Annotated in this window: 21 protein-coding genes, 1 other RNA gene and 1 riboswitch; of the genes, 10 read left to right on the top strand and 12 right to left on the bottom strand. The window is 62.8% G+C overall.

Translation table 11 applies throughout. The features are described 5' to 3' along the window. Positions 1-23 precede the first annotated feature (23 nt). Complete coding sequence (locus NCT32_RS03105) at positions 24-1,898, bottom strand: TonB-dependent receptor domain-containing protein (protein WP_061118904.1); 1,875 nt, start codon at positions 1,896-1,898, stop codon at positions 24-26. Positions 1,899-1,977: 79 nt separating this feature from the next. Further along, positions 1,978-2,303: riboswitch (cobalamin riboswitch) on the bottom strand. Between the two features lie 258 nt (positions 2,304-2,561). On the opposite strand from NCT32_RS03105, the gene NCT32_RS03100 reads away from it, so the two are divergent. The 5 genes from NCT32_RS03100 (at position 2,562) to NCT32_RS03080 (ending at position 4,866) form a co-directional block, all read left to right on the top strand. Beyond that, positions 2,562-2,930: a hypothetical protein gene (locus tag NCT32_RS03100; protein WP_061118797.1), complete on the top strand. Its 369-nt coding sequence runs from the start codon at positions 2,562-2,564 to the stop codon at positions 2,928-2,930. Continuing rightward, positions 2,927-3,241 (top strand): cell division protein ZapA, encoded by a 315-nt coding sequence (locus tag NCT32_RS03095; protein ID WP_061118796.1) that lies wholly within the window; start codon positions 2,927-2,929, stop codon positions 3,239-3,241. The genes NCT32_RS03100 and NCT32_RS03095 overlap by 4 nt, the downstream gene beginning before the upstream one ends. Positions 3,242-3,346: 105 nt before the next feature. Further along, positions 3,347-3,528, top strand: a non-coding RNA gene (ssrS, locus tag NCT32_RS03090) — 6S RNA. 71 nt (positions 3,529-3,599) lie between these two features. Continuing rightward, a complete protein-coding gene (locus tag NCT32_RS03085) occupies positions 3,600-4,058 on the top strand; it encodes an EVE domain-containing protein (RefSeq protein ID WP_061118795.1) in 459 nt (152 codons plus the stop codon). Positions 4,059-4,134: 76 nt separating this feature from the next. After that, on the top strand, positions 4,135-4,866 hold the full coding sequence (locus NCT32_RS03080) for an SIMPL domain-containing protein (protein WP_284503654.1): 732 nt from the start codon (positions 4,135-4,137) through the stop codon (positions 4,864-4,866). Between the two features lie 29 nt (positions 4,867-4,895). Here NCT32_RS03080 and lgt read toward each other — a convergent pair whose 3' ends face one another. Continuing rightward, on the bottom strand, positions 4,896-5,798 hold the full coding sequence (gene lgt / locus NCT32_RS03075; protein ID WP_061118794.1) for a prolipoprotein diacylglyceryl transferase: 903 nt from the start codon (positions 5,796-5,798) through the stop codon (positions 4,896-4,898). A 36-nt stretch (positions 5,799-5,834) separates the two neighbouring features. Continuing rightward, the gene (locus tag NCT32_RS03070; RefSeq protein ID WP_061118793.1) at positions 5,835-6,794 is read right to left on the bottom strand and encodes a LysR family transcriptional regulator; all 960 of its coding nucleotides are present in this window, start codon (positions 6,792-6,794) and stop codon (positions 5,835-5,837) included. Between the two features lie 109 nt (positions 6,795-6,903). On the opposite strand from NCT32_RS03070, the gene ilvD reads away from it, so the two are divergent. Next, positions 6,904-8,577 carry a dihydroxy-acid dehydratase gene (ilvD, locus tag NCT32_RS03065; protein WP_061118792.1) on the top strand — a complete coding sequence of 558 codons (1,674 nt, stop codon included), beginning with the start codon at positions 6,904-6,906 and terminating at the stop codon, positions 8,575-8,577. Between the two features lie 77 nt (positions 8,578-8,654). On the opposite strand, the gene NCT32_RS03060 is transcribed toward ilvD, so the two are convergent. From NCT32_RS03060 to NCT32_RS03050, 3 genes are all read right to left on the bottom strand, one after another. Continuing rightward, positions 8,655-8,996, bottom strand: a complete 342-nt coding sequence (locus NCT32_RS03060; protein ID WP_061118791.1) for a DUF2486 family protein — start codon at positions 8,994-8,996, stop codon at positions 8,655-8,657. 112 nt (positions 8,997-9,108) lie between these two features. Next, a complete protein-coding gene (locus tag NCT32_RS03055) occupies positions 9,109-9,525 on the bottom strand; it encodes a DNA polymerase III subunit chi (protein ID WP_061118790.1) in 417 nt (138 codons plus the stop codon). 7 nt (positions 9,526-9,532) lie between these two features. Further along, positions 9,533-11,056 (bottom strand): leucyl aminopeptidase, encoded by a 1,524-nt coding sequence (locus tag NCT32_RS03050; RefSeq protein ID WP_061118789.1) that lies wholly within the window; start codon positions 11,054-11,056, stop codon positions 9,533-9,535. A 171-nt stretch (positions 11,057-11,227) separates the two neighbouring features. On the opposite strand from NCT32_RS03050, the gene lptF reads away from it, so the two are divergent. The 3 genes from lptF to NCT32_RS03035 are packed head-to-tail and all read left to right on the top strand — an operon-like array spanning position 11,228 to position 13,866. After that, complete coding sequence (gene lptF / locus NCT32_RS03045; RefSeq protein ID WP_061118788.1) at positions 11,228-12,319, top strand: LPS export ABC transporter permease LptF; 1,092 nt, start codon at positions 11,228-11,230, stop codon at positions 12,317-12,319. A gap of 4 nt (positions 12,320-12,323) precedes the next feature. Next, positions 12,324-13,472 (top strand): LPS export ABC transporter permease LptG, encoded by a 1,149-nt coding sequence (gene lptG / locus NCT32_RS03040; RefSeq protein WP_061118787.1) that lies wholly within the window; start codon positions 12,324-12,326, stop codon positions 13,470-13,472. A gap of 22 nt (positions 13,473-13,494) precedes the next feature. Beyond that, positions 13,495-13,866 carry a sirohydrochlorin chelatase gene (locus tag NCT32_RS03035; RefSeq protein WP_061118786.1) on the top strand — a complete coding sequence of 124 codons (372 nt, stop codon included), beginning with the start codon at positions 13,495-13,497 and terminating at the stop codon, positions 13,864-13,866. A gap of 88 nt (positions 13,867-13,954) precedes the next feature. Here NCT32_RS03035 and cobA read toward each other — a convergent pair whose 3' ends face one another. The 6 genes from cobA to NCT32_RS03005 all read right to left on the bottom strand — a co-directional run bounded on the left by cobA (position 13,955) and on the right by NCT32_RS03005 (position 20,103). Further along, positions 13,955-14,710 (bottom strand): uroporphyrinogen-III C-methyltransferase, encoded by a 756-nt coding sequence (gene cobA / locus NCT32_RS03030; RefSeq protein ID WP_250489916.1) that lies wholly within the window; start codon positions 14,708-14,710, stop codon positions 13,955-13,957. A 34-nt stretch (positions 14,711-14,744) separates the two neighbouring features. Next, entirely contained in the window at positions 14,745-16,070 is a 1,326-nt protein-coding gene (locus NCT32_RS03025) for a GTP-binding protein (RefSeq protein ID WP_284508479.1), read from the bottom strand. A 29-nt stretch (positions 16,071-16,099) separates the two neighbouring features. After that, entirely contained in the window at positions 16,100-17,062 is a 963-nt protein-coding gene (gene cysD, locus NCT32_RS03020; RefSeq protein ID WP_061118902.1) for a sulfate adenylyltransferase subunit CysD, read from the bottom strand. 89 nt (positions 17,063-17,151) lie between these two features. Then, positions 17,152-17,874 carry a phosphoadenylyl-sulfate reductase gene (locus NCT32_RS03015; protein ID WP_061118783.1) on the bottom strand — a complete coding sequence of 241 codons (723 nt, stop codon included), beginning with the start codon at positions 17,872-17,874 and terminating at the stop codon, positions 17,152-17,154. 3 nt (positions 17,875-17,877) lie between these two features. After that, positions 17,878-18,417 carry a DUF934 domain-containing protein gene (locus NCT32_RS03010; protein ID WP_061118782.1) on the bottom strand — a complete coding sequence of 180 codons (540 nt, stop codon included), beginning with the start codon at positions 18,415-18,417 and terminating at the stop codon, positions 17,878-17,880. A 9-nt stretch (positions 18,418-18,426) separates the two neighbouring features. Then, the gene (locus NCT32_RS03005) at positions 18,427-20,103 is read right to left on the bottom strand and encodes a nitrite/sulfite reductase (protein ID WP_061118781.1); all 1,677 of its coding nucleotides are present in this window, start codon (positions 20,101-20,103) and stop codon (positions 18,427-18,429) included. Between the two features lie 225 nt (positions 20,104-20,328). Between NCT32_RS03005 and NCT32_RS03000 the strand changes: the two genes are divergently transcribed. After that, positions 20,329-21,270: a CysB family HTH-type transcriptional regulator gene (locus tag NCT32_RS03000; protein WP_061118780.1), complete on the top strand. Its 942-nt coding sequence runs from the start codon at positions 20,329-20,331 to the stop codon at positions 21,268-21,270. The last annotated feature ends 51 nt before the right edge of the window (positions 21,271-21,321 follow it).

The following is a 21,321-nucleotide window of genomic DNA, read 5'->3' as shown; positions in this document are numbered from 1 at the left end:
CTGGAGACACTCAGGCGCGTTGCTCACGACGGATGCCAGCCGAGCGTGATATAGGCGCCGCGCCGCGGCGTGTTGTACGAGTACGCAAGTTCATAGTCCTTGTCGAACAGGTTGTCGATGCGCGCTGTGACGTACCACGACTTCGAGACGTCATAGCGCGCCGAAAGATTCACGATGCCGTAACCCGCGAGCGTCGAATCGTAATCGTGGCGCTCTCCGCTCATGATCCACTCGCCGCCGACGCGCCAGCGCGCGATCGTGCGATGCACCGTGAGCGTCGCGAAATGCCGCGCGCGCCGCGTCAGATCCTCGTGATTCGTCTCGTCGACGGGATTCTGGAACGTGACGCCCGCGCGCACGTCGGTTGCGCCGACATGTCCCGCCCACGATCCCTCGATGCCCTGCACTTTCGCGCGCCCGACGTTCTGCGCGACATAGTAGAACCCGCCGTCGGAAACATAGTCGATCAGATTCGAATAGCGCGTCTGGAACAGCGTCACGCGCATCACGCCGAGCGCATTCGATGCGTACTGCAACGCCGCCTCGACCGAATGGCTGCGCTCCGGCTGGATCGACGGATTGCCGCTGAACGGATAGTAGAGGTCGTCGAAGCTCGGCGCGCGAAACGAAGCCGCATAGCTCGCGCTCGCCTTCCAGTGCGCATCGAAGTGATATGCGTAGCCCAGATAGTAGCTGTTCGCGCCGCCGAAATCGGAATACTGATCGTGCCGCAGATTCGCCTGCAAATCGTTCGCGCCGATGTGCCCCACGTAGCCCGCGAACACCGAATTCACGTGACGATCGGGCGCCGTGAACTGGTCGGAATCGAGCGTCTGATCGAGATGCTCGTAACCGGACAACAGCGTGTGCGCATCGGTGATCCTGAAATCGTTCTGCCACGTGTATTGCCGATTCTCCGAGTCGAAGCGGCTCGTATAGACGCCGTTCTGCTCGATATTCGCGCGATCCTGCCCCTGCGCGACCGTGAAGTGCGTGGTCCAGTTGTCGGTGATCCTGCCATTCGCGAACACCGACGCCGAACGCACGCGATCGTGCGCTTCGTTGATGTCGGATGGCTGGCCGTAGGCATCGTCGAAACTGTCGATGCCGTTCGATTGCATGAAGCGCACGCCCGCATCCCACTTGTCGCTGAACCGGTGGCGCAGCGTCGCCGCGACGCTCTCGTTCAGATAGCCGTTCGCGTTAGGATTCGCGCCGGGCGCGATCGCCGGATCGATCGACGAGAATCCATCGGTCTTTTCGCGTGACACGTTCAGGCTGAAGGTCGTGCGGCCGTCCTTGTCGAGCGCGCCGTTCACGCCCGCCGATTGACGCTGCGTGTGATAGCTGCCGTACTCGGCCTCGAAAGCGAAGCGCGGCGGATGCGGCTCGCCTTCCCTGGTGAAGATCTGCACGACCCCGCCAATCGCATTCGAGCCGTACAACGCCGATACATTGCCGTTCACGACCTCGACGCGCCCGATCTCATCGAGCATCAATTGCGATAGCTGCGCCGCGCCGAGCGACACCGATTCGACGCGCACGCCATCGATCAGAACGAGCGATTGCGACGACGCCGCGCCGCGTATGTAGACGCCCGAATTCGCGCCCGGTCCGCCGTTGCGCGTGACCTGCACGCCGGGCGCGAGCGCGACGAGGCCGAGCGCATCGTCGGCGTTGGCATCGGCGATGTCCTGTTCATCGAACGCCGATGTCTGCGGGATCGATTCGGCGAGCGGCTGCGGCGCGCGCGTCGCGGTGACGACGACTGGGGCAAGCGTTTGCGAGGCGCCGTCGGCGGCGTGCGCCGCGCCGGGGAGCGCCGAGCCGAAGACCGCTGCAACGAGCGCGACATGACGAGTGGGGCCGTTCTTGAGCGCGGCCTGTGGCAATACCATGAGTGAAGTTCCGTTTCGCATGAGCGCGACCCCGCTCCCCGCGAGGACGATGCGCGACGAACGCACTTGCGCATTGAGCGCCGATGCGTCGAACTCTGGCCGGTATCCGGGCTGACGACGGATCGTCTCGCCTTCCCGCGCATCGTGCGCAGTGGCGTCGACACGTTTCTTGCAGTGGATTCGAATAACAAACCCGGTGTGATGAAAATCCACACGTTTGCGCTGCAAAAACGCGCATGAGACGACTTGCAACTTGCGTTGCGGTCGCTTACCGTTGCGGGGGCAGCACAGGTTGGCTCATCCCGGGTGGGTCCCGGTCGGACTTCGGAGACTTCGCTCCCTGTTTCCCGTTTGACTGCATCCGCGAGATCCGCGAATGCGAGCACCAAAAAGTGCGGCAAGTGTAGGAGCGCGGGTTGGGGCCGTCAAGAAAACGGCACGGACAGAGTAGCGCGGCACATGACGAATCGAACGAGAATCGGCCGGCCTGTCCCCACGAGCGATGACCAGCGCTCGCCTTTTCTGCACACGAATGCATGGCGACATGCGCTTGATTCGAAGGATTAAGCGCGAGATCGCATGCTGTTACGTCTCGAAACGAGACAATTATCGGAAGCTCCGTTGAACCGCGCTAAAATGCGAGGTCTTTAGAGGACGCAGCACATGCTCAACGAACTCGAATCACTGTCAGGAAATATCGGCCGGCTGATCCAGATCAGCGAGCGCCACAATCAGGCGCGTCAGGCGCTGCAAGAACAACTCGAACAACTGCGCGCCGACTATGCGAACGTGCAGGCCGAACTTGCGCAAGTGCGTGAAGAGCGCGATACGCTGCAATCCGAACGCGACTCGCTCTCCGCGAAAATCGACGACGCGCAAGTACGCCTCAACGCCATTCTCGAAAAGCTGCCCCGCGCGAAGTCCGCGCAACATGCCGAATCCGACAATCAACTCGATCTCCTCGACGCCGATTCCCGGGAAGCACAGGAAGCGGAATTGCACGGCGAGCATCATCAAGGAGAGAAGGCATGACGACCACGCAGATCGAAGTATCCATTCTCGGGCAGCCGTATCGCCTCGCGTGCTCGCCGGAAACGGAAGGCGCATTGCGCGAAGCCGTCGCGCGCGTCGATGCCGAGATGAACAAGGTGCGTAATGCGAGCAGCGTGCGCGGCACGGATCGCATCGCGGTGATGGCAGCGCTTTCGCTGGCGTCGGAATTGCTTAAGCTGCAGGACAGCGTGCGTCACGGCGAGGCCTTCCCCGCCGAGGAAATCCGCCGCACGATGCATTCGATGAACGAACAACTGGGCGCGGTCATTGCGCAGTATGAAGCGCAGTGAGACGTCTGCGCGCTGAGTCAATCAGCACGCAATATCAATCGAAAAAAGAAACTGCCGATTTGCTCCCGAGAGGCTGCATAAGGCAAACGATTGGTGTAGAGTGACGGTTCCCTGCCTGGTTCGCCAAGGTCATATATTCCTTGAACCAATGCTACATTGGCACGGTTGCGGAACCTTGCAGCACGGGCGCGCGCGTCGCTAGTCCGATGTACCCGAAGTGTTGCTTACCGCGACCAATCTTGAACCCAGGTTCAGGATGCCGGCCTAGCGGCCGTGGCGGGGACCCATTCAAGAAACGGCATCGGTTTTTCCGATGCCGTTTTCATTTGCATCGACGATTTCCGCATAGCGAACCATCATGCGCTACTGGCTGATGAAGTCCGAACCGGACGAAGCGAGCATCGATCACCTCGCGCACGCGCCGAATAAAACCTTGCCGTGGACGGGCGTGCGCAACTATCAGGCGCGCAACTTCATGCGCGATCAGATGCAGCTCGGCGACGGTGTGCTTTTCTATCATTCGAGTTGTCCGGAGCCTGGCATCGCGGGCATCGCGAAAGTGTGCTCGACGGCGTATCCCGATCCCACTCAGTTCGATCCGAAGAGCGATTACTACGATCCCAAGTCCACGCAGGAAACGCCGCGCTGGATGCTCGTCGATGTCGAGTTCGTGAAGAAGACGCCGCTCATTTCTCTCGCCACGTTGCGCGAGCATGAGGCGCTCGCGGACATGCAGGTGCTCGCGCGCGGCAATCGCCTGTCGATCACGCCGGTAACAGAAGCGCAGTGGCGATTTATTACCGAACAACTCGTCTAACAAGGAACTTACGACACGAAGGCCGCGCCTAAATCCCGTCGCGAATCACGCGATATCCCGCGTTCGGAGTCCTTCGATGATCAACAAGAAAACCGCTGCCGCGCTCGCGCTCCTCGCGATGTCGGGCGCAGCGTTCACGCTTTCCCAAACGGCCGCCGCGCAAACGGTCATCACGCAGCCGCAGCCTTCAGGCGTGCTTTCTCTTTCGGCACAGGCAAGCGCGCAAGTGCCGCAGGATGTCGTCAACATCACGCTCTTCTACGAGCAGGAAGCGGCCGATCCCTCGTCTCTCACCAGTACGCTCAATCAGCGCGCCGAGGCCGCCTTGCGCGAAGCGAGGGGCGTCGACGGCGTGACCGCGAAGAGCGGCTCATTCACCGTGTATCCGGCAACGGACCGTGACGGCAAGATCTCCGCATGGCGAGGCCGCACGGAAGTCGTGCTCGAATCGCATGACTTCGCGGCGGCGTCGAAGCTCGCGGGCAAGATGAGCTCGTCGATGCAGGTAGGCAGCGTCGCGTTCTCGCTGTCGCCCGAGGCGCAGCGCGCGGCCGAGCAGAAGCTCGTCACGCAAGCCATCGATTCGTTCCGCAAGCAGGCGCAAGCCGCCGCGCAAGGGTTCGGCTACAGCAATTACACGATTCGGGAAGTGAACGTCGGACATAGCGGCGTTCAGCCGCGCCCGGTCATGATGATGCAATCGCGCGCGATGAGCGCCGATGCGAAGATGGCCGCCCCCATCGCGATGGAAGCCGGCACGACGACAGTGACCGTCGACGTCTCCGGTTCGGTGCAGATGGGGCGTTGAACGATGCGGGGCGTGCTGCCCCGCAAAGCTCAGGCTTTCGCGGATTCGGGCGGCAGGCGCAGATTGCGCTTGTACGCCCACACCATCACCAGCACGCCCACGATGATCATCGGCAGCGAGAGCCATTGGCCCATCGAGAGGCCGAGCGCGAGAAGGCCGAGATAGTCGTCCGGCTCACGCGCGAATTCCACAGTGAAGCGCGCCAGTCCATAACCGATCAGAAACAGCGCGGAGATCGCGCCGACGGGACGCTGCTTGCGCGAAAACGTCCAGATCACGATGAACAGCACGAGTCCTTCGAGCGCGATCTCGTACAGTTGCGACGGATGACGCGGCAGCATGTGATAGCGCTGGAAGATTTCCGTGAGATGGTATTGCGCGTCGAGTTGCGGATTCTTCGCAAGCCAGATCGCGTCGTCGTTCGTCGAGCTCTGGAAGAGCATCGCCCACGGCGCGTTCGGGCTCGTCACGCGGCCCCACAACTCGCCATTGATGAAGTTGCCGAGACGCCCCGCCGCAAGACCGAGCGGCACCATCGGCGCGACGAAATCCGTTACCTGCAGCCAGGTGCGCTTGCGGTGATACGCGAACAGCACCATCGCGAGCGTCACGCCGAGAAAGCCGCCGTGAAACGACATCCCGCCTTCCCACACCTTGAAGATGTCGAGCGGATGCGCCGCGTAATAGCTCGCCTTGTAGAAGATCACGTAGCCGATGCGCCCGCCGAGGATCGTGCCGAGGACGCCATAAAACAGCATGTCGTCGATGTCCTTGGCGGTCCAGCCCTGCGCCGCCACGTAAGGCAGGCGCAGACGCAGCCGGCCGATGACGATGGCCGATATGAACGCCACCAGATACATAAGGCCGTACCAGCGCACGGCGAGCGGTCCGAGATGAATCGCGACGGGATCGAAATTGGGATGTATGAGCATTCTGATGTGGGAGCTTGAGCGAACTACAAGGGCGAATCATACCGAACCCGCAGTTTCGGCCCGCGAACGAACGATCTCGATGAACCCCGCGAGCACCGGGCTCACTTCAGCCGCGCGCCAGACGAGGCCGGTTTCGACGAGCATCGCCGACGCGTTCAGCGGGCGCAGAGGACGATACACGACACCCGTGCGCCGCAGATGACGCAGCGAATGCGGCACGAGCGCCACGCCCATGCCGGCGGACACGAGGCTCACGATGGTCTGCATCTGGATCGCCTCCTGGCCGATGCGCGGCGTGAGGCCGGCCGCGCCGTAGCAGCCCATGATGATGTCATACAAACCCGGCGCGAGACGCCTCGGAAAGACGACGAGCGGCGCGGCGGCGAGATCGTGCAGATCGACGGGCGTATCGGCCCATTCGTCGGCGCCCTGCCCCAGGTCCTGCGCAGCATCGGCGGACATCGCAATGACGAGCGGCTCGCGCGCTACGGACACATACGAGAGCGACGTGGCATGGCGCGGCGGCAGCGGCGGAATTACCAGGCCCGCGTCGATGCGCCCGGCGACGAGTTCCTCGATCTGCACGTCGCTCGTCGCCTCGGTGAGTTGCAGCCGCACGCCGGGATAGCGCGCGCCGAACTCGCGCAGCAGCGCCGGCAAAAGGCCGTAATCGGCGGTGGAGACGAACGCGAGTGACAGCACGCCCGCCTCGCCGCGCGCGAGCGATTGCGCGAGCGGACGCAGCGCATCGGCGCTTGCAAGCAGGCGGCGGACTTCCGGCAGCAGGTCCTTGCCGACGGGCGTCAGCTCCACGGTCCGTTTCGTGCGCACGAAAAGCGCGACGCCGAGCGCGTCTTCCAGCGCGCGGATCGCCTGCGAGAGCGGCGGCTGCGTCATCGCGAGACGCGCGGCGGCGCGACCGAAGTGCATCTCTTCGGCGACCGTTACGAAGTAGCGCAACAGACGCAGTTCGATGGGCGGGTTTCTCTGCTCCATTGATATTCTTTGCGACCTAATAAGCCCTGAATAATATATTGGACAGACACATCGCAGGGGTTGCATGCTTGCTGCACTAGAGCAAAAACGTCCCCTCACGGAGCACATCATGGCCTTCAATCGTCGCTCGAAGCACATCACCCAGGGCGTCGCGCGTTCGCCCAATCGTTCGATGTATTACGCGCTCGGCTACAAGGAAGAAGACTTCGACAAGCCGATGATCGGCGTCGCGAACGGGCACTCGACCATCACGCCGTGCAACGCGGGCCTGCAGCGCCTCGCGGATGCCGCCGTCGAATCGATCAAAAAGTCGGATGCGAACCCGCAGATTTTCGGCACGCCGACGATCTCCGACGGCATGTCGATGGGCACCGAAGGCATGAAGTACTCGCTCGTGTCGCGCGAGGTGATCGCGGACTGCGTCGAAACCGCGGTGCAGGGCCAGTGGATGGACGGCGTCGTCGTGATCGGCGGTTGCGACAAGAACATGCCGGGCGGCATGATCGGCATGGCGCGCATGAACGTGCCGTCGATCTACGTGTACGGTGGCACGATCCGCCCCGGCAACTGGAAGGGCAAGGATCTTACGATCGTGTCGTCGTTCGAGGCGGTCGGCGAATTCACGGCGGGCCGCATGTCGGAAGAGGACTTCAAGGGCGTCGAAAAAAACGCGTGCCCGACGACCGGCTCGTGCGGCGGAATGTACACGGCGAACACGATGAGCTCGTCGTTCGAGGCGCTCGGCATGTCGCTGATGTACTCGTCGACGATGGCGAATCCCGACCAGGAGAAGGTCGACTCAGCCGCGGAATCGGCGCGCGTGCTCGTCGAGGCGGTGAAGAAGGATTTGAAGCCGCGCGACATCATCACGAAGAAGTCGATCGAAAACGCAGTCGCGCTGATCATGGCGACGGGCGGCTCGACCAACGCCGTGCTGCACTATCTGGCGATCGCACATGCCGCGGAAGTGGAATGGAGCATCGACGACTTCGAGCGCATGCGCAAGAAAGTGCCGGTCATCTGCGATCTGAAGCCGTCGGGCCAGTACGTCGCCACCGATCTGCACAAGGCCGGCGGCATCCCGCAAGTGCTGAGGATCCTGCTCGACGCAGGCCTTCTGCACGGCGACTGCATGACGATCACGGGGCGCACGATCGCCGAAGAACTGAAGGACGTGCCGGGCAAACCGCGTGCGGATCAGAAGGTCATCTTCCCGATCGAACAGGCGCTTTACAAGGAAGGGCATCTGGCGATCCTGCGCGGTAATCTCGCGGAGGACGGCGCGGTGGCGAAGATCACGGGCCTGAAGAATCCGGTCATCACCGGCCCCGCGCGCGTATTCAACGACGAGCAAAGCGCGATGGACGCGATCCTCGCCGACAAGATCAAGGCTGGCGATATTCTCGTGCTGCGCTATCTCGGCCCGGTCGGCGGCCCGGGCATGCCGGAGATGCTCGCGCCGACATCGGCGATCATCGGCAAGGGGCTGGGAGAATCGGTCGGCTTCATCACGGACGGGCGCTTCTCGGGCGGCACGTGGGGGATGGTGGTCGGCCATGTGGCGCCGGAAGCTTACGCGGGCGGCACCATCGCGCTCGTGCAGGAAGGCGATTCGATCACGATCGACGCGCACAAGCTGCTATTGCAACTGAACGTGGAGGATGCGGAACTCGCGCGCCGCCGCGCCGCGTGGAAGCAGCCCGCGCCGAAGTACACCCGCGGCGTGCTGGCGAAGTTCGCGGCGCTTGCGCAGCCGGCTAACAAGGGCGCGGTGACGGGGTGAATCGGGCGTGACCGGATTGAAGAAGGGGCGCGCGTGCGCCCCTTTGTTTCGTGTGCCGTATGCGCGTTACACCGCGCTCATTCGCCGCGCTGCCGCCGCAACTCATCCTCGACCGCGTCGCGCACCCATTCGCTCATGCGGCCTTCCAGCGCCATCGCGACTTCGCGCGTGATCGCCGAAACGAGTTGCGTCGATTGCTCACGCAGCACTTCGCGGCAGCGGTCTTCGATCAGCGCGCGCGCATCGCCCGTCAGGAAAGTCGTGAAGCGGCCGTTCAGCCGCTCGGCGATCCGCTGCGCATCGTATTCGATCGCGGCTTCATCGGCGGCGCGCGCGCGCGCGTACTCGGGCTTGCCGGGCACGACGACATCGGTCAGAACGGGGATGGACGAATCGAAGGATTCGGGCTTGTCGGTCATGTTCAAAGGTCTCCTGTCGACCAGCGTTCGCGCATCGGCGCTGATTCCGATCTATTGCGAACCGCCATTTCTCAGCAGAGCTTAGTGCAGCAGAGGCGCGGCCTCTGTGCGCTCAACCGCCCTGATTGTGCGTCTCGATGACATAGCCGCGATCGCGATAGAAGCGATACCGCTCACGGCCCGCAGCGAGTTCATCGCCCTCGCTGCCGACGATCTCCACGAGCCGCTCGAAACGCGCGAACTGCGCAGGCACCGGCGCGCCGAGATTCACGAGCACCTGATGATGCGGCGCTTCGTCCAGATTCGACGTGAGCACGACGGGCGTGTCGTCCGCGAGCGGGCTCTGCGCCATGCAGTGCGGCACGAACTCGAGCGGCTGGAAGCTCCACAACTGCTCGTCGAACGCGGCGAGGCGCTGCGGTTCGGCGAGCACGACGAGCGGCTTGCCGCTGAGGTACGCCTTGCGCGCGAGGCGGCAGGCGTACGCGAGCGGATCGCCGACATTCGTATGAAAGTCGATGCGCGTCATGCCTGCTTCAAGCGCCCGCGCGATCGATCAGGAACTGCGAGAGCAGCGGCACGGGACGGCCCGTCGCGCCCTTCGCGGCGCCGCTCTTCCAGGCGGTTCCGGCGATATCGAGGTGCGCCCACGGATAAGCCGTCGCAAAGCGCGACAGGAAGCACGCCGCCGTCACGCTGCCCGCCGGCCGCCCGCCGATGTTCGCGACATCCGCGAAATTCGACTTGAGCTGATCCTGGTATTCGTCGTCGAGCGGCAGTCGCCAGGCCGGATCGACCGCCTCGCGCGACGCGTCGAGCAGTTCGCCCGCAAGCGCATCGTCCTTCGAGAAGAGGCCCGTGTTGTGGTGACCCAGCGCGATGATGCACGCGCCCGTCAACGTCGCGATATCGACCACGGCGGCGGGCTTGAAGCGCTCCGCGTACGTCAGCGCGTCGCACAGGATGAGGCGGCCTTCGGCGTCGGTGTTGAGCACTTCGATCGTCGTGCCGTTCATCGCCGTGATGATGTCGCCCGGCTTCACCGCGTTGCCCGCGGGCATGTTCTCGCAGGTCGGGATCACGCCGATCACGTTGAGCTTCAGACCCATTTCGGCAACGGCGCGCATCGTGCCGAACACCGAGCCCGCGCCGCACATGTCGTATTTCATCTCGTCCATCGCCTCGCCCGGCTTGATCGAGATGCCGCCCGAATCGAACGTGATGCCCTTGCCGACCAGCACGACCGGCGCGTTCTTGCCCTTCGCGGCCGCACCCGCGCCCTGGTACTGCATGACGATGAATTGCGGCGGCTCGATCGAGCCTTTCGCGACCGACAGGAACGAGCCCATGTTGAGCGCTTCGATCTGCTTCTGGCCGAGCACTTCGACCTTCAGCTTGAAGTCGCGGCCGAGCTTCTTCGCCGTCTGGCCGAGATAGGTCGGCGTGCAGACGTTCGGCGGCAGATTGCCGAGATCGCGCGTGAGATCCATGCCGTTCGCAATCGCGACGCCCTGCTTCAGCGCGACCTTGGCGGCTTTCTCGTCGGCGGAATCGATGCTGAACACGACCTTCTTGAGCGAGCGCGCGCCGTTGTCGGGCTTGCTCTTCATCTGCGTGAACTTGTAGGTCAGCTCGCGCAGCGCGAGGATCGCGGCGCGCACGGCCCAGTCGCCGGTGCGTTCCTGGATCGGCAGTTGCGCGAGCGTGAACGTCGCCTGACCGATCTTCGAGCCGAGCACCACGCGCCATGCGGCGCGCACGGCTTCGCCATAGGCTTTCTGATTGAAGGCGTCCTGCTTGCCGAGACCGACGAGCAGCACGCGCGATGCGCCGATGCCGGTGACTTCGGGCACCATCAAGGTCGTGCCCGCGCGGCCGCTCATGTCGCCGGCTTTGACCACGCGCGAGATCAGGCCTTTGGTCGCGACGTCCATGTCGCGTGCGGCGCCCGTGAGAGTCTGTGCTTCGAAGATGCCGAGCACGATGACATCCGACTTCCCGGTAAGGAAACCATTTGCCTCGCCTTTGCTCCAATCACAGGCTTTTATGCTAAAGTCCATCGCGCTTATCCTCGGATAAAATCTTGGCTGAAGGATGAAAGCCGCAATTATCCGCTATTTTTTCCGCGGCGGTCACAGGCAGGCGGCGTGAGGGTAAGCGAATACCCTTCCCGTAAGCCACGAGATGCGCGCCAGATTTCCGCATCCCCGCCGGCTCCAAGCAAAAATTCAATGATCTTCGAACGCTCCCTGCAGCGCGAACTCGCGTACACGGCCGGCGCCGTGTTCATGGTGCTGCTCACGATCATGCTCACGACGATGATGATCCGCATCGTCGGCTTCGCGGCGCAAGGTCAGATCGACCCGAAAGACGTCGTCGTGCTGATCGGGCTCACCGTCATCGGTTATCTCGCGGTCATGCTGATCGTGACGCTGTTCGTCTCCATTCTGTTCGTGCTCACGCGCTGGTATCGCGACTCGGAAATGGTCGTGTGGCTCGCATCGGGCGTCAGTCAGACACAGCTCATCAAGCCGATCGCCGTGTTCTCCACGCCGATCATCATCCTCATCATGTTCTTCGCGTTCGTCGGCTGGCCGTGGTCGAACCAGCAGAGCAAGCTCATCAAGCAGCGCTTTCAGCAGCGCGATGAAGTGTCGCTGCTCGCGCCGGGGCAGTTCCGCGAATCGCCGTCGAGCCATCGTGTGTTCTTCATCGAGAAGATGTCGCCGGATCAGGGCCACGTCGAGAATGTGTTCGTGACGAGCACGGAAGGCGGCAAGGTCAACGTGATCGTCTCGAAGAACGGTCACACGGAAACGCGCCCCGACGGCGACCGCTTCATCGTGCTCGACAACGGCCGCCGATACGACGGCGAACCCGGCCAGCCAAACTTCCGCATCATGGAGTTCGAGCGTTACGGTGTGAAGATAATGAGTCGCCAGGTCGTGAATACGCCGACCACAACGGGCATCTACACGCCGGATCTGCTCGCCAATCCGACCAAGGAAAATCTCGCCGAATTCGCGTGGCGCATGGGACTGCCGCTCATCGCCATCAACCTGATGCTGCTCGCCATCCCGCTTTCGTATCAGAACCCGCGCCGCAGCCGCACGATCAATCTCGTGATGGCGGTGCTGATCTACCTGACGTATTCGAACCTGCTGAACGTCGTGCAATCGTGGATCGAGCAGGGCAAGCTGTCGTTCGGCGTGGGTATCGTCGGGCTGCACATCGCCGTTGGGGCACTCGTCGCGTTCATCTTCTGGCTGCGGATTCGCAACCGGCCGCTCTTCAAGCTCCCGTCGCTGTCGAAGGGGGCCTGACGCGATGCGCATCTACGAACGATATTTCGCGCGCCAGATTTATCTCGCGTTCATCTTCATTCTGTTCGCGTTCTCGGGCCTGTTCTTCTTCTTCGACCTGATCAACGAACTGAACACGGTCGGGCACGGCAACTACAAGTTCACGCTCGCGGTGCTGCGCGTCGCGCTGCAGACGCCTTCGCGCTTCTACGAGATCATTCCGGTCGCCGCGCTCATTTCTGCCATCTACGTGTTCGCGCAGATGGCGGCGGCTTCGGAGTTCACGATCTTTCGCGTCTCGGGACTCTCGACCGCCGCCGCGCTGCGCTCGCTCCTGAAGATCGGCATCCCGCTCGTGCTCGTCACGTATCTCATCGGCGAAGTGGTCGGGCCTTACACGGACCAGTTGTCCGAGCGCGTGCGGCTGGAGGCGCTCGGGTCGTCCGTGTCGTCGAATTTTCAGTCGGGCGTGTGGGTGAAGGACACCCTGACGGCGAAAGAGAACGGCGAGCAGGTCACGCGCTTCGTCAACGTCGGCACATTGAATCCCGACACGACGATCGCCAACGTGCGCATCTACGAGTTCGATTCGAAGTTCCGGCTGACGAATGTGCGCATTGCGAAAAGCGGCGTGTACCAGCCGCCGGGTCACTGGAAGCTCACGGGCGTCACCGACACTCAACTGAACGATGCGCCGCCGCAGGCGGTCAACCCCGGCGACACGCTGAACCCGGTCTATCGCGCGACGCAAACAACGCTGCCCGAGTATTCGTTGCGTTCGGAGCTGACACCACAGATTCTGTCCGTGTTGCTGGTGTCGCCGGATCGGATGTCGATGTTCAATCTGTTCCGCTATATCCAGCATCTGACGGAGAATCATCAGGATGCACAGCGGTATCAGATCGCGTTCTGGCGCAAGATCCTTTATCCGTTCGCGGTGTTCGTGATGCTGATTCTGTCGCTGCCGTTCGCGTATCTGCATACGCGCGCGGGCGTGGTCGGCGTGAAGGTGTTCGGCGGCATCATGATCGGCATGAGCTTTCAGCTGTTCAACACGCTGTTTTCGCATATCGGCAATCTGAACACGTGGCCCGCGCCGATCACCGCGGCGGCGCCCGCCCTCGCCTATCTCGCGATCGGGCTCGTGGGCCTCAAGTGGGTGGAGCGGCACTGACGTTTCCTGCGAGGAGCGCGCAATGAAGACGCACGGCATCATCCTGTTCGGTCACGGCGCGCGCGATCCGCGTTGGGCCGAGCCGTTCGAACGGCTTGCCGCGAAGTTGCGCGGCGCGCGTGACGAACCGGTTTCGCTGGCTTTTCTCGAGTTGATGTCGCCGGATCTGCCTGCTGCGGTCGATCAGCTAGCCGCCGATGGCTGCAATGCGATTACCGTGGTGCCGGTGTTCTTCGGGCAAGGCGGGCATGTGAGAAGGGATTTACCGGAAATCGTCGACAGGTGCCAGGCGGCGCATCCGGATGTCGTCATTGCCTGCGCGACGGCCGTCGGGGAGGACGACGCGGTGCTGGATGCGGTGGCGCAGTATTGTTTGCGGCAGGTTGCCCGGTAGTTCATCGTTGGCCGTTCGGCTATCGCGGTTCAAAAAAAAGCGCACCGTCTCCGGTGCGCTCTTCGCTTATGGGCCGATCGAACCGACATCAAGCCGCCGCCTGCATCCCCTTCAAATGCACCTTCGGCTTCGCCGATGCACGCTCGCGAAACGCCTCGCCGATCATCAGCAAACTCGGCTGCGACGGATCCAGCCATTCCTGCGCCTCGCCCAGCGCCATGCGCGCCAGCGTCATTGTCAGCGTGCGCTCACGCGGCGTGCTGCATGCCTCGACGATCGCCACCGGCGTCGAGCCCGGGCGGCCCGCGTCGATCAACTGCTGCGCGATATCCGGCGCGCTGTCGCGGCCCATATAGAACACGAGCGAATCCGCCTTTGCCTGCTCGCGGATCTCATCGCTGTCGGGGGCGCGCGAATGAGTCGCCATCGCGACGCTGCGCGCTACGCCGCGCAAGGTCAGCGAACGCTTGAGCGTCGCGGCGCTCGCGAGCGCCGCCGTAATGCCCGGCACCACTTCGAACTCGATGCCGGCCGCTTCGAGCGCGCGCATTTCCTCGTCGGCGCGACCGAAGAGCATCGGATCGCCGCCCTTCAGACGCACGACGATGCCGTGCTCCAGCGCCGCATCGACGATTTGCTTGTTGATGAAGTGCTGGGCCGTCGAGCGCTGTCCACAGCGCTTGCCGACGGCAATCTTCTTCGCGTTCGGCGCGTAATCCAGCATCGCCGGTTCCACGAGCGCGTCGTGCAAGACGACATCCGCCTGCTCCAGCAAACGCATGCCGCGCACGGTGATGAGATCCGCCGCGCCCGGTCCCGCTCCGATCAGATAGACCTTACCCATAGCTTTCATCGATCAACTCGTGTGCTCAGATGGCTCATGCAGAGATTGCACGAATCATACCGGCCGCGACCGTGTGATGCGTCGCTTCGTCGATCAACACGAACGCGCCGGTTCCCTGATGCGTATCGTACTCGTCCGCGACGATCGGCTTTTGCAGCGTGAGCGCCACGCGGCCGATATCGTTCATCGCAAGCGTATTGCGATCGACCGAATGCGACAGCGTATGCACATCCAGCACCTGCTTCACCGCGTCGACGCGCGCGAACACCGTGTTGGTCGTCTGCTTCAGCAGGTACTTGCGCTGCGGCGAGAGCGGCTCTTCGTCGAACCAGCAGATGTCCGCTTCGAGCTTCTTCGCCGGTTCGACCCTGTGCGCCGCGTTGGCGACATTGGGAACGAAGGTGTCGCCGCGCGACACGTCGACGTCCTCCGTCAGGCGAATGGTCACCGTCTGGCCCGCAAACGCGCGATCGACGGGCGCCACGCCGCCCGGCACCGGCGCGATGATCTCGGCGACGGTCGCTTCACGATTGGCCGGCAGCACGAGAATCGCATCGCCGACGCGCACTTCGCCCGCCTCGACACGGCCCATGTAGCCGCGGAAATCGTCGGCCTGCGAGCCGTCCTGACGCGCGACCCACTGCACCGGGAAGCGCAGCGCCTGATCGTTCGGCTGCGCGACCGGCAGCGACTCGAGCAGATCGAGCAGCGGTTCGCCCGCATACCACGGCATGCGCTCGCTCGCCGTCACGATGTTGTCGCCCTTGAGCGCCGACACGGGCACGAAGCGCACATTCGACAGACCGAGCTGATGCGCGAGCGTGACATACGCATCGCGGATCTCGTTGAAACGCGCTTCGCTGTAATCGACCAGATCCATCTTGTTGATCGCGACGATCGCGTGCTGCAGGCCGAGCAGCTTGACGATCGCGCTATGGCGCTTCGTCTGCGGCAACAGTTGCGCGACGCCGTTCTCGAAGGTGACGCGCGTGGCGTCGACGAGAATGATCGCGGCATGCGCCGTCGATGCGCCCGTCACCATGTTGCGCGTGTACTGCTCGTGGCCCGGCGTATCGGCAATGATGAATTTGCGCTTGGCGGTCGCGAAATAGCGGTACGCGACGTCGATGGTGATGCCCTGCTCGCGCTCGGCTTCCAGCCCGTCCGTCAACAGAGACAGATCGATTTCATCGCCCACCGTGCGCTTGTTCTTCGCGCGCGAAATCGCGGACAACTGGTCCGACAGCACAGCCTTGCTGTCGTACAGCAGACGGCCGATCAGCGTGCTCTTGCCGTCGTCGACGCTGCCCGCCGTGATGAAGCGCAACACGCCCAGGTCTTCAGCTTGATAGATGCTCATGATTCTTTCGTTCCTCGGGGGCGTGTGGCTTAGAAATAACCTTGCTTCTTGCGCTGTTCCATCGCGGCTTCGGATGCCTGGTCGTCCATGCGCGTCGCGCCGCGCTCGGTGATTTCCGTCACGGCGGTTTCGGCGATGATCTTCTCGACATCGTCGGCATCGCTCGCGACCGGGCACGTGCAACTGATGTCGCCGACCGTACGGAAGCGCACCTGCGCGATCTCGGCGGCCTCGCCCTCACGCACCGGCGTCAACGGCGTCACCGGCACGAGCAGGCCGTTGCGGCGCACGATCTCGCGCTCATGCGCGTAGTAGATCGACGGCAGTTCGAGCTTCTCGCGGGCGATGTATTGCCACACGTCGAGTTCGGTCCAGTTCGAGATCGGGAACACGCGCAGATGCTCGCCCGCATGCAGCCGCGCGTTATAGATGCTCCACAGTTCCGGGCGCTGGGCCTTCGGGTCCCACTGGCCGAATTCGTCGCGGAACGAGAAGATGCGCTCCTTCGCACGCGCCTTCTCTTCGTCGCGGCGCGCACCGCCGATCATCGCCGTGTAGCCGTATTCCTCGATGGTTTCGAGCAGCGTCACCGCTTGCGCGGCGTTGCGCGAATCCGTCTCGCGGCGCAGGCGCACGGTGCCCTTTTTGATCGAATCCTCGACATGGCCGACAACCAGTTCCGCGCCGATTTCCGCCGCGCGGCGATCGCGGAAGTCGATCACTTCCTGGAAGTTGTGACCCGTGTCGATATGAACCAGCGGGAACGGCAACTGAGTCTTGCGGCCCGCGCCGAGACCGAACGCCTTGAGCGCGAGATGCAGCACGACGACCGAATCCTTGCCGCCCGAAAACAGGAGCGCGGGCTTGCTGCATTCCGCGACAAGTTCGCGAATGATGTGGATCGACTCGGCTTCGAGCCAGTCCAGGTGATCCATGCGGGTCGCCTTGTTGGCGATCGGTGCGGTGACGGTTGAGTCGAGCGTCGTGCTCATGTTCGTCGATCCTTTTTTATGCAGCGTCATGCAGTTTCCACGGCGACGATGCGTTCAATGACAGGGGGTGATGCGGCGTCTTGCGCGCCTTAAATCGTCGAGCTCGGAGCTTCCTCGACGATCTTGATGTTCGTGATGTGCAGGCCGCATTCCTTCGTATCGCGCGATTCCCACCACCAGCGGCCCGCCCGGCTGTCTTCGCCGGGGCGCACCGCGCGCGTGCAGGGCTCGCAGCCGATGCTCGGATAGCCGCGCGCATGCAGCGGATTCACCGGGACATCGAAGGCCTTCAGGTAATCCCACACATCCGTTTCGGTCCAGTCCGCGAGCGGATTGAACTTCGCGATGCCGCGCGGCGCGTCGTGCTCTTCCTCGTGCAGCTCGGCGCGCGTCACCGACTGCTCGCGACGCTGGCCCGTCACCCACGCGGACACATCCGACAGCGCGCGATTGAGCGGCTCGACCTTGCGGATATGGCAGCAGCCCTTGCGCAGATCAATGCTTTCGTAAAACGCGTTCAGGCCATGATCGCGCACGTAGGTGTCGACCGCGTCCTGCTGCGGATGGAACTGCTCGATGTCGTAGCCGTAGCGTGCCTTCACGGTGTCGAGCATGCCGAGCGTTTCCGCATGCAGGCGGCCCGTGTTCAGCGAGAAGATGCCAATCTTCACACCGCGCGACAGAATGGCGTGCGTGAGCACCATGTCTTCGGCGGCGAGGCTGCTGGCTAGCTTGACGCGTTCGTGGCGTGCTGCGATGGAATCGAGCAGCGCATCGAGGCGTTCAACCTTGGCTTGCAATTCTGGCGTCATGCATCAGGCTCCAAGCGCTGCCACGAGTGCCGCGCGACGGCGGAACAGCGGTTCGAGATTGTCGGTCGCGCCCTGGTACAGCTCGGTGAACTCGTTGAACGCGTTCAGCGCGTCGTTGATGTCCTTGTCCGCGCGCACCGCGAATGCGTCGAAGCCGCAACGCGAATGGAACAGCACCTGGTCGCGCAGCACGTCGCCGATCGCGCGCAGCTCGCCCGTCCACTGATAACGCTCGCGCAGCAGACGGCCGATGGAGAAGCCGCGGCCATCGCGGAACACCGGGAAGTCGACCGCGATCACGGAAAGCTGGCCGAAGTCCGGCGCGAGATCGGCGGGTTCATCATCCGGCGCGAGCCAGACGCCGATGTCTTCCTTCGGGCGCGATGCGACGATTGCCGACTTGTGCTCCTTCCACAGCGCGAACGGCACGATGACCTTGCCGGCGGGCAGCGCATCGACAGCGGGCAACGCGCCGTCTTCGGCGGCACGCACGACGGTGAAATGGTCTTCGACGACGGCGCGGTTCTTGATGATCAACGTCATTTGAAATCCTTAAGCGTGAGCCTGGCGCGATGCGTACACGCGCTCCTTGAACGGCGCCATGCCGATGCGGCCGAACGTCTCGATGAAGCGCTCGCCTTCGATGCGGTTGTCGACGAACGTGTCGATCACTTGCGAGATCACATCGGGCATCTCTTCGGCCGAGAACGACGGGCCGATCACCTTGCCGAGATGCGCGCCGGTCGCGCCCGAGCTTTGCTCGCCGCCGAGCGTCACCTGATACCACTCCGAGCCGTCCTTATCGACGCCCAGAATGCCGATGTTGCCGACGTGGTGATGACCGCACGCGTTGATGCAGCCCGAAATGTTCAGCGACAGGTCGCCGAGATCGTGCACGTAGTCGAGATCGTTGAAACGGTCTTGAATCGCGAGCGCAATCGGGATCGACTTCGCGTTCGCGAGCGAGCAGAAGTCGCCGCCCGGGCACGCGATGATGTCGGTCAGAAGGCCGATGTTCGCGGTCGCGAAACCGAGCGCCTTCGCGCGTTCCCACACGGTGTACAGGTCGCGCTTCTTCACGTTCGCGAGAATCAGGTTCTGCTCGTGCGACACGCGGATTTCACCGAACGAGAATTCGTCGGCGAGCGTGGCGACGTCGTCCATCTGCTTGTCGGTGGCGTCGCCCGGCGCGATGTGACGCTGCTTCAGCGACAGCGTCACCGCCGCATAGCCCGGTACCTTGTGCGGACGCACGTTACGCTCGACCCAGCGCGCGAACGGCTTGTCGTCGATCAGATGCTTTTCGAACGAAGCGTCCGTGTCCGCCAACTTTTCGTAGGCAGGCGGCGCGAAGAACGTCGACACGCGATCGACTTCTTCCTGCGTGAGCGTCGAGGGGCCGTCCTTCAGATGCTGCCACTCTTCCTCGACCTGCTTCGAGAACTTCTCCGGCGACAGCGCCTTCACGAGAATCTTGATGCGCGCCTTGTACATGTTGTCGCGGCGGCCGTAGCGGTTGTACACGCGCAGCACGGCTTCGCAATACGTGATCAGGTGTTGCCACGGCAGATCGCGCTTGATGATCGCGCCGACGATCGGCGTGCGGCCGAGACCGCCGCCCGCGAGGATGTCCATCACGACTTCGCCCCGCGCGTTCTTCTTCAGATACACGCCGAGGTCGTGGACCTGCACGGCCGCGCGATCTTCCGCCGAACCGTTCACGGCGATCTTGAACTTGCGCGGCAACCACGCGAATTCCGGATGGAACGTGGACCACTGACGCAGGATTTCCGACCACGGACGCGGATCGACCTGCTCGTCGGGCGCGACGCCGGCGAACTGGTCGGCCGTGATGTTGCGAATGCAATTGCCCGAGGTCTGGATCGCGTGCATCTGCACCGAGGCGAGCTTGCGCAGGATTTCCGGCGTCTCTTCGAGCTCGACCCAGTTGAACTGGATGTTCGTGCGCGTCGAGAAGTGGCCGTAGCCGCGGTCGTGCTCGCGCGCGATGGTGGCGAGCATGCGGAGCTGGTCGCTGCGCAGGTTGCCGTACGGAATCGCGATGCGGTGCATGTACGCGTGACGCTGCATGTAGAGGCCGTTTTGCAGGCGCAGCGGACGGAATTCCTCTTCGGTCAATTCGCCCGACAGTCGGCGGCGGACCTGGTCAGCGTACTGCGCGACACGTTCGTCGACGATGCGTTGGTCGATCTGATCGTATTGGTACATTCGGGGGCCCCAAGTTCTTGTAAAGGCGCCGCGTCCTAGGTTACGCAGCGCGTCTCGTCCATCGAATACCCATTGAGTCGCTGTCGCGAGCGTCGTTCAGACGAAACGCTCATTTGCTTATGACAGATAGAGATATGGATATTGGAAAAATTGGACTGATAGTAAAGAACCTGCTATATATTGCAAACGACTGAAAAATTACTTTGATATGCGGTTGAGTTATAAATGAATCTGCATCAGTTCCGCTTCGTGCGCGAGGCCGTCCGGCAGAATTTCAATCTGACGGAAGCCGCGAAGGCACTGTATACATCCCAGCCGGGCGTCTCGAAGGCGATCATCGAGCTGGAGGACGAACTGGGCGTCGAAATCTTCACGCGCCACGGCAAGCGCGTGCGCTCGCTGACGGAGCCGGGCCGCATCATCCTCGCGTCCGTCGAGAAAATATTGCAGGAAGTCGAGAGCCTGAAGCGCGTCGGCAAGGATTACGCGGCGCAGGACCAGGGCAATCTCGTCATCGCCGCCACGCATACGCAGGCGCGCTACTCGCTGCCATCGGCAATTGCGGAGTTCAAGAAGCGCTTTCCCAAGGTCCACCTTTCGATTCTGCAAGGCAGCCCCACGCAGGTCGCGGAGATGGTCATCCACGATCAGGCGGATATCGCCATCGCGACCGAGGCAATCGCCAACTATAAAGAGCTGATTTCGCTGCCATGCTTCCAGTGGCAACACCTCGCCGTCATGCTGCCGGACCATCCGCTGCTCGAGCGCAAGACGCTCACGCTCGACGACCTCGCGCAATATCCGATCATCACCTACGAAGCGTCGTTCGCCGGGCGCACGAAGATCAATCAGGCGTTCGCGCGACGCAACCTGACGCCGGATGTCGTGCTCGAGGCCATCGACGCCGACGTGATCAAGACTTACGTCGAGCTGGGGCTCGGCGTTGGGATCCTGGCCGATATCGCGTTCAATCCGGAGCGCGACAAACATCTGCGCGCGATGCCCGTCGGCCATCTGTTCGGCACGAACGTCACGCGTCTCGCGCTGAAACAGGGCGCGTATCTGCGCAGCTATGTGTATACGCTCGTCGAATTGCTGTCGCCGTCGCTGAACCGCAAGTTGATCGAGCAGGCGCTTTCCGGCGAGCACGAGAGTTACGAGCTCTGAATAAAATGGCGGCGCACGCTGCCTCAAAAAATTCCCTCCCTTGGAGACCTT

The organism is Caballeronia sp. INML2 (assembly GCF_023631365.1).
In the GTDB taxonomy this organism is placed as follows: Bacteria; Pseudomonadota; Gammaproteobacteria; order Burkholderiales; family Burkholderiaceae; genus Caballeronia; species Caballeronia turbans.
The sequence above is the reverse complement of the archived record's forward strand: the minus strand, read 5'-3'. Positions and strand labels throughout refer to the sequence as shown.

Coding starts and splice junctions, on each gene's coding strand:
- NCT32_RS03105 (WP_061118904.1), bottom strand. CDS start 1,898: ATGGTATTGCCACAGGCCGCGCTCAAGAACGGCCCCACTCGTCATGTC.
- NCT32_RS03100 (WP_061118797.1), top strand. CDS start 2,562: ATGCTCAACGAACTCGAATCACTGTCAGGAAATATCGGCCGGCTGATC.
- NCT32_RS03095 (WP_061118796.1), top strand. CDS start 2,927: ATGACGACCACGCAGATCGAAGTATCCATTCTCGGGCAGCCGTATCGC.
- NCT32_RS03085 (WP_061118795.1), top strand. CDS start 3,600: ATGCGCTACTGGCTGATGAAGTCCGAACCGGACGAAGCGAGCATCGAT.
- NCT32_RS03080 (WP_284503654.1), top strand. CDS start 4,135: ATGATCAACAAGAAAACCGCTGCCGCGCTCGCGCTCCTCGCGATGTCG.
- lgt (WP_061118794.1), bottom strand. CDS start 5,798: ATGCTCATACATCCCAATTTCGATCCCGTCGCGATTCATCTCGGACCG.
- NCT32_RS03070 (WP_061118793.1), bottom strand. CDS start 6,794: ATGGAGCAGAGAAACCCGCCCATCGAACTGCGTCTGTTGCGCTACTTC.
- ilvD (WP_061118792.1), top strand. CDS start 6,904: ATGGCCTTCAATCGTCGCTCGAAGCACATCACCCAGGGCGTCGCGCGT.
- NCT32_RS03060 (WP_061118791.1), bottom strand. CDS start 8,996: ATGACCGACAAGCCCGAATCCTTCGATTCGTCCATCCCCGTTCTGACC.
- NCT32_RS03055 (WP_061118790.1), bottom strand. CDS start 9,525: ATGACGCGCATCGACTTTCATACGAATGTCGGCGATCCGCTCGCGTAC.
- NCT32_RS03050 (WP_061118789.1), bottom strand. CDS start 11,056: ATGGACTTTAGCATAAAAGCCTGTGATTGGAGCAAAGGCGAGGCAAAT.
- lptF (WP_061118788.1), top strand. CDS start 11,228: ATGATCTTCGAACGCTCCCTGCAGCGCGAACTCGCGTACACGGCCGGC.
- lptG (WP_061118787.1), top strand. CDS start 12,324: ATGCGCATCTACGAACGATATTTCGCGCGCCAGATTTATCTCGCGTTC.
- NCT32_RS03035 (WP_061118786.1), top strand. CDS start 13,495: ATGAAGACGCACGGCATCATCCTGTTCGGTCACGGCGCGCGCGATCCG.
- cobA (WP_250489916.1), bottom strand. CDS start 14,710: ATGGGTAAGGTCTATCTGATCGGAGCGGGACCGGGCGCGGCGGATCTC.
- NCT32_RS03025 (WP_284508479.1), bottom strand. CDS start 16,070: ATGAGCATCTATCAAGCTGAAGACCTGGGCGTGTTGCGCTTCATCACG.
- cysD (WP_061118902.1), bottom strand. CDS start 17,062: ATGAGCACGACGCTCGACTCAACCGTCACCGCACCGATCGCCAACAAG.
- NCT32_RS03015 (WP_061118783.1), bottom strand. CDS start 17,874: ATGACGCCAGAATTGCAAGCCAAGGTTGAACGCCTCGATGCGCTGCTC.
- NCT32_RS03010 (WP_061118782.1), bottom strand. CDS start 18,417: ATGACGTTGATCATCAAGAACCGCGCCGTCGTCGAAGACCATTTCACC.
- NCT32_RS03005 (WP_061118781.1), bottom strand. CDS start 20,103: ATGTACCAATACGATCAGATCGACCAACGCATCGTCGACGAACGTGTC.
- NCT32_RS03000 (WP_061118780.1), top strand. CDS start 20,329: ATGAATCTGCATCAGTTCCGCTTCGTGCGCGAGGCCGTCCGGCAGAAT.